Here is a 13,152-nt window from a genome sequence, read left to right on the forward strand (position 1 = left end):
CCGGGCCAATCCAACATCAAGCTACAAAGCCATGAAGGCACCGAGCTGCGAGAGCGCCGATGGGTTGGAAGGCAGATAATCGGTGAGCCTTTCGCTGCGCACGATGATGGCCTTCCATTGGCCGCGGGAAATCGCAACGTTGATGCGATTGCGGTTAAGCAGGAATTCGATGCCACGCGATGCATCGGTGGCGCTGGAACATGCCATGGTCATCAGCACAACTGGTGCTTCCTGTCCCTGGAACTTGTCAACCGTTCCCACCTTGACCGCCGATAGGCCTTCAGCTTCGAGGACATCGCGCACCAGATTTACCTGGGCATTGTAGGCAGCAACTACCAGGATGTCAGCGGCGCCCAATGGACGGGCAGGCATGCCTGCCCCCGGACTCCACATCATACCCAGATGCTCGCGGACCAATCGGACAATAGCCCCGGCTTCTTCGGCGCTGCTGACCGTGTTGCCTCGATGTTCAACGAACACCGTCTCGACCCCGGCCGGTGTGCCTTCGAGCTGCCGCAACCCGGCGGCGTCTGCCGAGAATAGCTGGTGGTCATAGCTCAATGCCGAAACCTTGGCGCAAAGCGCTGGATGCATTCGCCATGAAGCTGCCAGGAAGTACCCTAATTCGGCTGGCAGCACTGGTTCGCCGCCGGAAAGCCAGCCGAGCGCCGATTCGTCCACCGGCTGAGGATGAGTGCCCTGGGTGACCTGGGGCAACTGCTGGGGATCACCGAGCAGCAGCAAATTGCGGGCTGCTCGTGAAACCGCCAAGGTATTGGCCAGTGAGAACTGCCCGGCCTCATCGATCACCAGCAAATCCAGGCTATCCGCGGGGACTTTCGAACCGGTCAGCGTCCAGGCAGTACCTCCAATGAGCCCGCCGCCCGATGCGTGGAGAACTTCAGCCAAGGAATCCTTGGACGTGCCGGCCCAGGGGACCGGATCATCGTGCTTGACTTCCTTGGCTACTGCCTCGGGATCGACCCCGGCCTGCACCGCTTTCCGCAGGACGTTTTCAACTACTGCATGGGACTGGGCAACCACGCCAATCTTCCATCCGTAATCAACGAGTTCACGGATCACATGCGAAGCGACGAAGGTCTTGCCGGTCCCCGGAGGGCCTTGTACCGCAAGATAGGAATTATCAAGATCCTTCAACGTCTCGACCACGGCAGGATAGATCTGCGCCTGGCCATCAACCAGGGCTGGATCCACCGGTGCCGCAAGGGTTTTCAGGCGTGGCGGAATCCGCCGCAGGATGTCGATGCCCGGCCGTTCCGGAAGCACCGGTACGGTGGAGCCCACCCGCTGGGCGATCTCCTTGAGCGCTGCATCGATGCTCATCGTCGCCAACGGCTTATCCGGAGCCAATGCGCATGGATGGGCACCGTAGGCAGGGATCTTGCCGCTGGTTTTCTCCGCAATGGTAATCCAGCCCGGGCCGAGCTCGACTACGGTGGCGTTGAATGCGCCGCCGCGCACGGAGTCGTCAACGGCCATGCCTTCAGGCAACGGAGCATCAAACATGGCGAACACTGATGAGCCGGGGGAGAGCAGAGATCCTTCCGCCAAGGTTCCCTGCAATCTCGTCACGCGCGTAGAGGTGCGCGCCCGAGGGGTGGCCTTATGCCAATCCTCGAGTACTTCCGCAGTGTCCACAATGAACACTCCCCGGGCGTCGCTCCAATCATCCATTGGCGCGGACAAGCGGTCGAAGTGTTCCCACCAGAACTGCTTCTTTTCACGCCGGTTGTAACCGGTCGCAGCGGCGACCATCGCGATCGCGCGGTCATCGTTGCTCAGCGCGTGGGCGTGGGGAAGCTGCGCAAGGTAGTTTTGCAGCCGAAGCTCTTCGGCGGTGGGCTCGTATTCGTCTGCGGCCGGGCCTGGCTCAGGCATATCCGGCAGGGTGCCAGGCGCCTCATCGCTGAGCGAAAGCAGCCAATCCCGCAAGCGCAAAGTGGAAAGGCAGTCGTACTCGTTGTAATCGGCAATCGACTCGAGGATCGCTTCAGCGGCCCCGTCGTTCTTCGAATCCCGCGCCAGCATGTACTGGGCATAGGCGACCACCGATGCTCCGGCATCGGTGACATCCCCGGAGCGAAGGTGCTCTCCCATGTACAACGGTTCAAGCTTCTTGATGGAGTATGAGCGGGTGGAAACCACCAGGGCGTTACGCACGGTCTCGTAGAGATCGACAAGCAGGTTCTCACGCAGCCACTGGTCGACTTCGTCCTCACCGGCAATGTGCACCTGCGAGAGCTTGCGCAGGGCAGTTTTCTCATAGGGCGCATAGTGGTAGACCTTCATGCGCGGGAACCGCTGGCGGCGTTCTTCGACATAGGCAATGAAGTCCAGGAAGGCTTGGCGTTCTTCGGCGCGGCTATGGGCCCAGAAGGGTTTGAACACCGGCACCCCGGTGTCATATTCGATGACGCCGAAGAGGTATTCCAGGCCCCAGGAGCCGTCGGAAGGTTCCTGGTAGAGCGGGTCGCCCTCGAAATCGAAGAAGATGTCGCCTTGATCAGGCCGCGGCAGCGAAGAGATCGGGCCTTCGTTCTTCACCCGGTAGGAGACGCCGTGGACCACGCCATCGCTCTGGGCCAGCCCCAGCTGCATTCTGGCCTGCTCCGCGGCACGGTGCAGCGAGGTGCCTGGTCCATCCTCTAGCCCGGCGAGCTGGTCAATGGTGGAAATGCCGCGGGCGCGAAGTTTTTCTCGCTGCACCATGGACATGCCAGCGACCAATAGAAGGTCGCGGGTTTCCTGGACCTGCTCTTCGCAATAATCGCAACGGCCGCATAATCGCAGTTCATCGGAGTTCCACCGAACTGGCTGGTTGGCCGCACGGTGTTCCTGCACCATCTTCACGAATCGTTCACGCTGGGCCCGGAAGACTGGCAGCACTTCGTCAACCCGATGCACCGAATGTGTCCCGTCGCCGAGGACCAGCGTTGCCGAGGTGGACACGGGGAGCCCTTCTGCCAGCATCTGATCCGCGTAGGCTGCGATCTGGAGCAGGGCACTGACCCTTGCATGGCGGGCGAGCTTGGTATCCCATACGGCCCAGGTGCCGTCTTCCTGGCGGACTAGGAAGTCGGCAAAGCCAATGAAAGCCCCATCGAAGAAGGTGGCCTGGAAAATGACATCGGCGCCGTTGCGAAGCACGTGCATGGTCGCTTCGTGGGCTGCCCGAAGACCGGCCGCAGACATCTGCGGGCGATCAGTGAATTGCTTGACGCCGGTTCCCGTCGCCGGGTCGTATTCGCCATAGGCAGCTATCAGGTCTTTGAGGACGTTCTGCTCATGGGCGTCGCCGAGCACCGCTGTTCGTTCCAGCATTTCGTCTCGTGCCTTGTCAGGCTTGGGACGCAGGCCGAGTTTCACGTCCAGCAGGTACAGGGACTGGTAATTGCAGTCAACGGAGACTGACAGGTCACTCGCTGAGAAGATGAACTGATCATCTAGAAAGAACACGGGGCCTGGGCCTTTCGTTGACTTGTTTCCTACCTAGTCAACGTAGCACTAGACCCCGACAGATTCGCTGATGCCGCTTAGGACAGCTCGTCTTTGTTCTTCTTGGGGCCGCCAAGAACGAGCGAGAGAATGGCAACGCCGGCAGTCACCGAGTTCACCGCTGGCCACGCACCGATTTTCTTGGCCAGCGGATGCGAAGCGCCGAAGCCTCCGAGATAGGCGCTGATCAAGGCAATGGCTTTAGCGGTTCCAGCATCTTTCTTCCAAAGCAGGAAGGCGCCGGCACCTGCAGCACCGAGCACAACGGCAGCCAGCGGGCGCTTCTTGGTGGCACGACCGGTAGCGTAACCGCCCACTAAACCGGTGGTGGCCAAGGCGGTTGAAACGATGCGAGACATGAGACTCCTCCAGATATACGGCACAGTGTTCCGCTTTGCAGACTATGCCCGTCACCTGTGATGTTTCCCAGAAAGTCGGGAAATGCACTCGCCGGTCACTTTGTGGCCGGTGGGGCTTGCAAGAATGAGTAATACCGAACGCCGATGAGGAGCAGGAATGAATCTAGATATTGCCCAGGCCTGGGAGCGGCTCTCGCAGCCGGTGAACGTGGCCCTGAACCAGTGGCAGTGGCTGATCGTTGCGTTCTTGATCCTGCTATTGGTGGTCCCTCGTCCGGTCTGGCGGATCACCGGCTTGTACTCCACGCTGATTCATGAGCTCGGCCATATCATCGCGGCCTTATTCACGGGCAGATACGTGGCTGGCTTGCGGCTGGGCTGGGACCATTCCGGAGAAGTGCGGAGCATTGGACGGGGCAAGATTTCTGTCATCATCTCCGGGATTTTCGGGTACCCCGCACCGATATGGGTTTCAGCTTTGATGCTGTGGGGCATATCCACGGGCTATTCCGGGCGGGCGCTCGGCATCTACGCGTTGCTGTTCCTGCTGGCGCTGATCTTTGTCCGAAATTGGCCGGCCTTTATTGTGTGCACTATTAGTGCACTCGTGGCATTGGCAGTGGTCTTCTTTGCGCCGGTCGAAGCGTACCTGTACCTGGCTTTGCTTATCGCCGGGTTCTTGCTGCTGGCTGGCCTAAAAGACTTCGTCAAGCTTCTTTCGGTACATGTTTGGAGACGCCACGATATCGCCCAGTCCGATGCGTACCTGATCGCCGAGGCTACCCGGACCTTCGCCTCATTGTGGGTGGTGGTGATTCTTGTTCTGGGTTCCGGCGGCCTGTGGTGGGCACTGCAGAGCTTGTCGGGACTATTCTGAGCCCCTGCGCAGATCGCGTTTGGTTTTCATGCGGCTAGCGGTCCAGGCCGCCACGGCAACCAGCCCCATGGGGAGCAGCTTCGTCTTGCGCTTAGGCTTCGTGGATGGATCCCTCTCCATATCTTGCAGCGGGTCGCCACCGTGCTTGATACGGATTTCCTGGGCCTGGACGAGATCCTTGTATGTTGCCAATTCCTGCTTGGCTACCAAAGTGTCATCACGCAGTGGAAGAAGTACGTCATCTATGGCAGGCATGCCCGTGCGAAGCTGGCGGAGGCGGATGAATTCGATATCCACCAAGGCTCCGAGGAGCAAAGCGATGTTGCTGATCCAGCAAGCAAGAATCAAGATGATCACCCCGCCAATGGTTCCGTAGGTGGCGGAGTAGCTGGCGAACTGCGAAACATAAATACTGAAACCGAATACCGACAGTCCCAGGATCACCAGAGCTGTCAGTGTGCCGGGCGAGAACCAGCGGAATTTCGTTGGCTTGACGTTGGGGGTGAAGTAGTAAAGCAAGGCTAGAACCAGGAGCAGCATAATGAGCATCAATGGCGGCTTGGCGATATTCAGCACGAGCACAAAGCTGTCGCCCATGCCAATAATATTGCCGATTCCGCGGGCGACGGAGCCAGAAGCGAGCAGCAGCACCAGGGTCACGACGGCAACCAGCATGATCAGCACGGTAATCAGGAACATCTGAGGACGCCGTTTCCACTGGGGGCGGCCTTCCGGTGCCCCATACAGCCGGTTCAACGCGCGGCTGAATGCCGTGACATATCCAGATGTACTCCACAGCGCGCCGAGTGAACCGGCCAGGATTGCCCAGAACGTTCCGCTAGCTTGGGATGCCAAGCCAGCGAGCAGCTGTTCGGCCGTGTCGAGCAATTGCTGGGAGTCGCTACTTGCAGATTGTCCGTTCGGGGCGAGGCTCTGCTCTAGCAGCTCCATAATCCATTTGGTGCCGCTTTCGCTGGCACCGGCCAAAGACAGGAGCGAGATCAATGCCAGTAATCCGGGGAACATGGCAAGAACCATGAAATAGGACAGGGAAGCGGCAACGTCTAGTCCATCGTTGCGAAAGAATTCCCGCAGGGCCCGGGGGTAGCAGGTCAAGGATTCCATGAATCGGTCTTTGCTTGTGCTGCCTTGTACTGGCATTGAGTTCCCCTGTCTGACTGATGAAATCAAACCTACAGCGCTGGCTTCTTGAAACAAATTACCTCAGGGCAATTCAGCTGTCCTGTTGCTTGAACGCCGCGGTGTGTCCATCGCCCGGGAGGCCTTGCAGGTGGCAGCGAGGAAAAGGCCGTCTGCCGGGGAAAAATTGCCCCTTCGGATTGCCTGACGCCTTGGGTTTCGGACGCCGCTATTCCAGCTTTGGCGAAGGCGGAATGCAACCTTGAAGGGAGCTGGGCACGGCCCAGAAATGAATTGCAAGCTATATCACAGCGAGCTGGATAATCTCCACTTTTGGAAAGTAACATTTTCGTTGCTTGATATGGGGATCATGGTGATTTTCGGACCCGATTCAAAATTTTTTTCTGGCCAATTGACCTGTATTTACGGGGTTTCTGACCGTTTCCTGAGTTGCGAGGGTGGTGGGTTGGTGCGTTATGGTCATTCATAACGTTTCGATAACACTCGCAGTGTTATGGGGAAACAGGTACTGCCGGGACTTCCAAACCGCTCACCAGGGCAGTATTTAATCAAAGTCGAAATGCGACGCTGAGTGGTGCACGAGGATGGTCTAGGAAGACCTGAGCGCGGGAAGAGCAACTGGAGAATCATGATCCAGCAGAAGACCAAGAACTTGATCCGCCGCGGTGGAGCCTCGCTGGCCGCCGTTGCAGTTGCCGGCACCGCAATCGTTGCAGCTTCCGCACCAGCTAATGCCGCAGGCACCTGGGACAAGCTGGCTCAGTGCGAGTCCGGTGGCAACTGGTCCATCAACACCGGCAACGGCTACTACGGTGGCCTGCAGTTCTCGCTGTCCACTTGGAAGGCGTTTGGCGGTTCGGGCATGCCTCACCAGGCTTCGAAGGCCGAGCAGATTCGCGTTGCAACCAAGGTCCAGGCATCCCAGGGTTGGGGCGCATGGCCAGCATGTACCGCAAAGCTGGGCATTAGCGGTTCCCCTTCGGGTTCCGCGACTCCTCAGAAGCAGGCTCCTCAGCAGCAGGCAGCACCAAAGCAGCAGGCCGCTCCTAAGCAGCAGGCGGCCCCAAAGCAGCAGGCAGCACCTAAGCAGCAGGCCGCTCCGGTCCAGAAGCAGGCTCCCAAGCAGCAGGCAGCTCCAAAGCACGCTGCTCCAGCTCCAAAGGCACCAGTGTTCAACATTGACGTGACCGATTCGGGCAAGGACTACACCGTCAAGTCCGGCGATACCTTGGCTAAGGTTGCCGACCAGCTTGGCGTCAAGGACTGGCGTGGCCTGTTCGTCTTGAATGACGATCAGCTGAGCAACCCAGACCTGATCATGGTCGGGCAGACCCTGAACGTTCCAGCGAACTAATTCCGCAGAGCTTCAGATAACCCGCGTCGCGTATTTTTTACACGACGCGGGTTTTCCGTTTTCCAACTGCCTGCATCGAAGTGGTGATTTTCCGGGTATAGGCTGAGGTTCATGCTGCATTCCGAAGATGAGCGCGTGGCCGAAGGCCATATCCTGGGTTCGGGGTTCACCGCGCACCGATTGCTCGAGACGGCAGGTGATTGCCCTGTTACGGGGCCCGCGGTTTGGTGGGCTGGTCCTTTGAACGCGGAGAAGCTCGCAGCTCGATCCGTTGGCTTGGTATGTTCCGCCCTTAATGATCTTGCCGCTGCCTCACCATGGCTCGCCACAGCGACGCCGGATATCGCAGCGGCCTTCGCGTCCTCTGCCCACTTGCGCATCGCGGGGCAGAAACCACAAGGTTTTGCTCGATATTCGGGATTCTACCGAACGGCCGACGGCTGGATCAGAACCCACGCGAATTACCCTCACCATGAACGCTCGCTCCACTCTGCATTGGGAACATCTTCGGGGATTGACATCGCCGACGCAGTGGCAAGCCTTTGTGCCCACGATGCCCAAGAACGCATTATTGCCGCTGGTGGAATAGCCGCGCAGGTGCGATCCCGTCAACAGTGGCTCAGCTCGGCAGAGGGCCAAGCGGCCGGCAGCGGGCACTGGGCTCAATTCCGCATGCGCCCAACAGGTTCGGCTCCGGTCTGGAAATTTGACCCGCGTGCAGCAATGCCCCTTCGAGGGTTGAAGGTTCTGGACCTCACACGGGTCATCGCTGGCCCCACCGCAACCAGGACGTTGGCAGCACTTGGCGCCCAGGTCTTGCGCGTGGACGGACCGCTGCTCCCCGAATTGCCTTGGCAATATGTTGATACCGGATTCGGCAAGCGCAGCACGCTGCTGGATTTGAAAAACGCAGCAGGGCAGGCGCGGATCCACGAACTGCTGCAGGATGCTGATGCCGTCCTCTTGGGCTATCGCCCCGGGGCCTTGGCCAATGCAGGTCTTGGCGGGGATGAATTAGCCCAGCGGTACCCGCAGCTCGTTGTTGCTGAATTAGGTGCGTGGGGCTTCGAAGGGCCCTGGGCCCAACGGCGCGGGTTCGACAGTATCGTGCAAGCTGCCACCGGCATCTCGGAGGCTTACCGTGGTAACGGGCAATCACCGGGCGCATTGCCGGTGCAGGCTTTGGACCACGCCACTGGCTACGGGCTCGCTGCTGCCGTCATCGCTTTGGTTCGGGCGCGCAGTGTCCAAGGGCGTACCGGGTCGGTGCGATTCTCCTTGGCTCGGACCGCTCATGCGCTGTTCGCCTTCGACGCCCCGCAACGCCCCGCTCAATTCGACGGTGGCGTGCGGCTGAAGCGGGTGGAAAGTACTTTCGGCACCCTTGAGTATGTCCCGCCGCCCTTCAGCATGGCAGGCCAGGGGCTGGACTACCCTGGTCCGCCTGCTCCGTATGGAGAAGATGAACCAGTCTGGAACTAGGAAGCCAGAAGCGAGCGTGCGAAGAGCAAGGCCGATTCCTGGAATGCGGTGGACAGTGCCAAGAAACGTTCCCTGCTCTCATCGCCAGGCCAGTGGGCGGGCAGCATGAACTCCGGCAAGCCGGGGTCAAGGTAGGGCAGAGCACGCCATGAATCGACCATCGTGACATACCCCCGATAAGCACTGGGCGGAGCAATGTCGCTGGAATCCAGGGAAGCGGTGCTCTCCAGGAACGCTCGATGCAACGTGCCCAGGCGCTCAAGATCCCACCACTGCCCGGCAGCCTGCTGCGGTGTTCCGGGGAAGTATGGTTGCTGGGCGGTAAAAAGCGTCGCGTGTTCCCTGACTCCCAGGGCATTGAGCACCGCCGATACTTCCTCTCGCAGGTACTCGGGGAAAATCCATAATCCGGAGCCGAGCGTGCCGCCGCCAAGCTGCACGAAATGCTTGCGTACCTGGTGGCGCAGGGAGCGCAAGGTCTCCGGCAGCGAGTAGGCCACCAGGCACCAGGGATCGCTGCCTGACATTTGGCGCGGGGTGAATATTCTTCTGGTGCCACGTTCGAACATCTGTTGCGCCGCGCTCGAAACGCGCAAGGTGGAAGATTGCGCTGCTTCCAGCACTTCCCGGTCAATCAGTCGGGAGATGGCGGTTTGCGCCGCAGGGACCGAAACTCCGGCAGCATGTGCCAGTTCCACTATTCTGGTGCGCGCCACCGGAGTTTTCTCATGCCGTATATAAAGGCCGGTAATCGTGCGGATAATCGAGGTGGCGCTTCCGCATCTCGCCTCGAAATCATCGAGGCTCAGAGCCGTGAGGGAGGTGCTACTTGCCAATTTCGGTACGCACCGCGAACAGCTCTGGGAAAAAGGTCAGGTCCAGGGCGCGTTTGAGGAAGTCAACGCCCGAGGAGCCACCGGTGCCGCGCTTGAATCCGATGGTGCGCTGGACAACGCGCATGTGGCGGAAGCGCCATGCCTGGAAGTTGTCCTCGACGTCTACCAGGTCCTCGCAGGCTTGGTAGAAGCCCCAGCGGGTGTCCTCGGACTCGTAGATATCCTTGAATATTGGCACCAGTGCCTCCTGGAATGCCCAAGGCTTGGTGACGTCCCGTGCAAGCACTTCTTCGGGAATGTCGTAACCGTGGCGGGATAAGGCGGCCAGGAACACATCGTAGAGACCTGGCTCGTGAAGCAGTTTGGACAGTAGCTCGTGGGCCTTTGGATCTGCCTCGTGGACCTTGAGCATGCCTTCATGCTTGTTGCCCAGAATGAACTCCACGGCGCGGTACTGGAAGGACTGGAAACCGGAGGAGGAGCCGAGGAAGTCGCGGAACTGTGCATATTCGCGCGGCGTCAAGGTCGCCAGGACCGACCACTGCTCGGTCAGGGTCTTCTGGATGTGCTTTACACGGGCAAGGCATTTCAGGGCCTTGCCGAAGTCATCGAGGCCCAGCAGGCGGCGTGCTTCGAGGAGTTCATGGAGCATGAGCTTGAGCCACAGTTCGCTGGTCTGGTGCTGGATGATGAAGAGCATTTCATCGTGGTGCTCGGGAACGCTGACCGGATGCTGCGCTGACAGGATGCGTTCCAGATCAAGGTAGCCGCCGTAGGACATCGTGTTTTTGAAGTCAGTGCGGACGCCATCTTCAATCGCGCGCTGATTCTCGGTCTGTGGCTTCGGAGTGCTCATATGCAGATATTATCAATAAGATTGCGACCGTCACAATAGTGAAAAACCGAATTGAGCCGACGAGGCGAAAAGATCTGCCGATGCCGGGAATACGTCCGGCGCCCCCGCTGTTGATACATGCATACGCATATAAATAGTGAAAGGCAAGAACAGTGAGCAAGTCAGTAGTCGTCATCAGCGGTGGGCTGGGAACCCCATCGAGCTCCTCGCTGCTGGGCCAGCAAATCGGAGAGAATATTGCCGCGCAGCTAGCTGCCGCCGGCGTGCAAGCCGACGTGAGCAATATCGAACTGCGTGAGCATGCTGGTGAAATCACTAATAATATGCTGACCGGTTTCGCCGCCCCGGGCCTGCAAAAAGTTATCGACGCAGTGGTGAATGCCGACGTGCTCGTTGCCGTCACCCCGGTCTTCACGGCCTCGGTCTCAGGCCTCTTCAAGTCCTTCCTCGATATCCTGGACCCTAAATCGCTCAACGGCAAACCGGTCGTGCTCGCTGCCACCGCGGGAACCCAGCGGCACCAGCTCGCGGTTGACTACGCCATGCGTCCGATCTTCTCCTACCTCAGGGCGCACATCATGCCGACAACGGTTTTCGCGGCTTCGGAAGACTTCGGGGGACAGGGGTTGACCGGCACGCTGGCAGATCGCGCTCGCCGGGTTGCGCGAGAAGTCGTCCTGGCGCTGTCCCTGAACGAAGGGGAATTCTCCGCTGATGCGGATTTGGGGGATACCCGTTCCATCGCTCCCTCGGTCAGCGAATTCGCCGACCCCGATGATGAACTCTCCTCACTGCCCTTCGAAGCGTTGCTGGCAAACCTCAAATCCGGATCCTGAGTCGGCAGTTCCGCCAGGTTGCGCCCACGGCCATGCACCCGCACCGGGGCGCATGGCGGTGGGCCAAATCTTTTGCGAAAAGGAGCCCGAAGGACCACGAAAAGTCGAGCAGAATGTTAGTACGATGTGCCTTCAATCTCGAACCTCGGTACGATCAAGAACCGTGAGCTAAGTCATCTCTTCGAGATGGCGGCAGCCCCAAGAGGTTTGAACAGTAGTGAAAGGTGTAGCCGTCGATGCTATCCGAGGAAACAATCACGGCCATTGCCGATGAGCTGGTCCAGGCCGGCGAGACACGGACTCCCGTGCCGCGTCTGACCGCACGCTATCCAGAAATGACGGTAGAAGATTCCTACCGGGTCCAGAACCTGTGGCGCCAGCGCTCCGAAGCCGCTGGCCGCGTGCTGGTCGGCCGCAAGATCGGGCTGACCTCCCGCGCCATGCAGATGGCTACCGGAATCACCGAGCCTGACTACGGAATCATCTTCGATGACATGGTCTACGACTCCGGCGCGAAGCTGAAGTGGGAAGACTTCACCGGTGCCCGCGTGGAGATGGAGCTGGCCTTCAAGCTCAAGAAGGACATCGAAGGCCCGAGGGCGAACATTTTCGATGTGCTCGAAGCTACCGAATACGTCATCCCCGCTTTGGAAATCCTCGATGCCCGCGTGGAGATGGAAGGCCGCACCATTGTGGATACCATCAGCGACAACGCCGCCATGGGTGCCATGGTGATCGGCGGCAACCCGGTCAAGCCGGAGAACATCGATTTGCGTTGGGTCTCCGGGATCTTGTTCAAGAACCAGACCGTCGAAGAAACCGGTGTCGCAGCCGGTGTGCTGAACCACCCTGCCGCTGGCGTGTACTGGCTCGCCAACAAGATTGCCCCGCACGGCGACAAGCTCAAGGCCGGGGAAATCATCCTGGCCGGATCCTTCACCCGCCCGATGTGGGTCAATGCAGGGGATACCGTCTTTGCCGATTACGGACCGCTAGGAACTGTGACATGTCATTTCGAGTAGAAGCGGATCCGTCGCTGAAGGATGCGCTCAAGGACGCCGACCACTCGTTGGCAGGCATCTGGGTCTGTTCAGCTTCCCCGCTGATCGCTGAAATCTGCGCAGGTGCAGGGTTCGATTGGTTGTTCATCGATGGCGAGCATTCGCCCAACGACCTGCAGAACATTTTGGCCCAGCTGCAGGCCGTGCGCAGCTACCCGGTCGTTCCAGTGGTCCGCCCTGCGGTCAACGATCCGGTGGTGATCAAGCAGTTCCTGGACCTGGGCGTGCAGTCGCTGATCATCCCGATGGTCAATGATGCCCAGCAAGCCGCCGCTGCCGTCGCCTCCTGCCAGTACCCGCCCAAGGGCGTACGCGGTGTCGGTTCCGCCCTGGCCCGCTCGGCTCGCTGGAACCGCATCCCCGAGTACCTGACCCGCGCTGATGAGACCATCACCATCATGGTTCAAATCGAAGCGGATGAAGCGGTGCGGAACGTCGAGGAAATCGTTGCCACCGAAGGTGTTGACGGGATTTTCATCGGTCCATCGGACCTGGCCGCCTCCATGGGCGTCATCGGCCAGCAGAGCCACCCGGACGTGGTCGCTGCGGTGATCAAGTCCATCAATGCCGCCAAGGCCGCAGGCAAGTATGCCGGGGTCAACGCCTTCGACCAGAAGAGCGCCCGCGAATACATGGCCGCCGGCGCGGATTACGTCGGCGTGGGTGCCGACGTGGCACTGCTGGCGCGTGCCACCGAAGCACTGGCTGCAAGCTTCAATTCCGAGGCCCAAAGCGCTGCTCCGGACAGCTATTAGCCCAGTGTTCTAGGCAACCCTTCAGGTCATCATTGCGCGTCGATCGAGGCCGGTCGGCG

At 59.7% G+C, this 13,152-nt stretch carries 11 protein-coding genes; 6 read left to right on the forward strand and 5 right to left on the reverse strand.

Translation table 11 applies throughout. From position 1 onward, the window contains the following. Nucleotides 1–21 precede the first annotated feature (21 nt). A complete protein-coding gene (locus tag M2368_RS06435; RefSeq protein WP_498724209.1) occupies nucleotides 22–3,477 on the reverse strand; it encodes a TM0106 family RecB-like putative nuclease in 3,456 nt (1,151 codons plus the stop codon). A gap of 77 nt (nucleotides 3,478–3,554) precedes the next feature. Continuing rightward, nucleotides 3,555–3,875 carry a hypothetical protein gene (locus tag M2368_RS06440; RefSeq protein ID WP_105661629.1) on the reverse strand — a complete coding sequence of 107 codons (321 nt, stop codon included), beginning with the start codon at nucleotides 3,873–3,875 and terminating at the stop codon, nucleotides 3,555–3,557. 157 nt (nucleotides 3,876–4,032) lie between these two features. Between M2368_RS06440 and M2368_RS06445 the strand changes: the two genes are divergently transcribed. After that, nucleotides 4,033–4,752, forward strand: a complete 720-nt coding sequence (locus tag M2368_RS06445) for a M50 family metallopeptidase (protein ID WP_105657350.1) — start codon at nucleotides 4,033–4,035, stop codon at nucleotides 4,750–4,752. On the opposite strand, the gene M2368_RS06450 is transcribed toward M2368_RS06445, so the two are convergent. Then, nucleotides 4,744–5,877, reverse strand: a complete 1,134-nt coding sequence (locus tag M2368_RS06450; RefSeq protein WP_166650682.1) for a YihY/virulence factor BrkB family protein — start codon at nucleotides 5,875–5,877, stop codon at nucleotides 4,744–4,746. The two genes, M2368_RS06445 and M2368_RS06450, sit on opposite strands and share 9 nt — an antisense overlap. A 664-nt stretch (nucleotides 5,878–6,541) precedes the next feature. Between M2368_RS06450 and M2368_RS06455 the strand changes: the two genes are divergently transcribed. Beyond that, a complete protein-coding gene (locus tag M2368_RS06455; protein WP_105657352.1) occupies nucleotides 6,542–7,267 on the forward strand; it encodes a LysM peptidoglycan-binding domain-containing protein in 726 nt (241 codons plus the stop codon). 111 nt (nucleotides 7,268–7,378) lie between these two features. Beyond that, on the forward strand, nucleotides 7,379–8,749 hold the full coding sequence (locus M2368_RS06460) for a CoA transferase (protein ID WP_498724210.1): 1,371 nt from the start codon (nucleotides 7,379–7,381) through the stop codon (nucleotides 8,747–8,749). Here the strand turns inward: M2368_RS06460 and M2368_RS06465 are convergent. Then, a complete protein-coding gene (locus M2368_RS06465) occupies nucleotides 8,746–9,465 on the reverse strand; it encodes a PaaX family transcriptional regulator (protein ID WP_498724211.1) in 720 nt (239 codons plus the stop codon). The two genes, M2368_RS06460 and M2368_RS06465, sit on opposite strands and share 4 nt — an antisense overlap. A gap of 109 nt (nucleotides 9,466–9,574) precedes the next feature. Beyond that, nucleotides 9,575–10,441 carry a tryptophan 2,3-dioxygenase gene (gene kynA / locus M2368_RS06470; protein WP_400343604.1) on the reverse strand — a complete coding sequence of 289 codons (867 nt, stop codon included), beginning with the start codon at nucleotides 10,439–10,441 and terminating at the stop codon, nucleotides 9,575–9,577. A 152-nt stretch (nucleotides 10,442–10,593) separates the two neighbouring features. Here kynA and M2368_RS06475 point away from each other — a divergent pair, with 152 nt between their 5' ends. The 3 genes from M2368_RS06475 (at nucleotide 10,594) to M2368_RS06485 (ending at nucleotide 13,093) form a co-directional block, all read left to right on the forward strand. Further along, the gene (locus M2368_RS06475) at nucleotides 10,594–11,277 is read left to right on the forward strand and encodes a CE1759 family FMN reductase (RefSeq protein WP_105661633.1); all 684 of its coding nucleotides are present in this window, start codon (nucleotides 10,594–10,596) and stop codon (nucleotides 11,275–11,277) included. Between the two features lie 236 nt (nucleotides 11,278–11,513). Continuing rightward, nucleotides 11,514–12,299 carry a 2-oxo-hept-4-ene-1,7-dioate hydratase gene (hpaH, locus tag M2368_RS06480; RefSeq protein ID WP_105657357.1) on the forward strand — a complete coding sequence of 262 codons (786 nt, stop codon included), beginning with the start codon at nucleotides 11,514–11,516 and terminating at the stop codon, nucleotides 12,297–12,299. After that, nucleotides 12,284–13,093 (forward strand): aldolase/citrate lyase family protein, encoded by an 810-nt coding sequence (locus tag M2368_RS06485; protein WP_105657358.1) that lies wholly within the window; start codon nucleotides 12,284–12,286, stop codon nucleotides 13,091–13,093. The genes hpaH and M2368_RS06485 overlap by 16 nt, the downstream gene beginning before the upstream one ends. Nucleotides 13,094–13,152 lie beyond the last annotated feature (59 nt).

It is taken from the genome of Arthrobacter sp. JUb119 (genome assembly GCF_024807995.1).
Lineage (GTDB): Bacteria > Actinomycetota > Actinomycetes > Actinomycetales > Micrococcaceae > Glutamicibacter.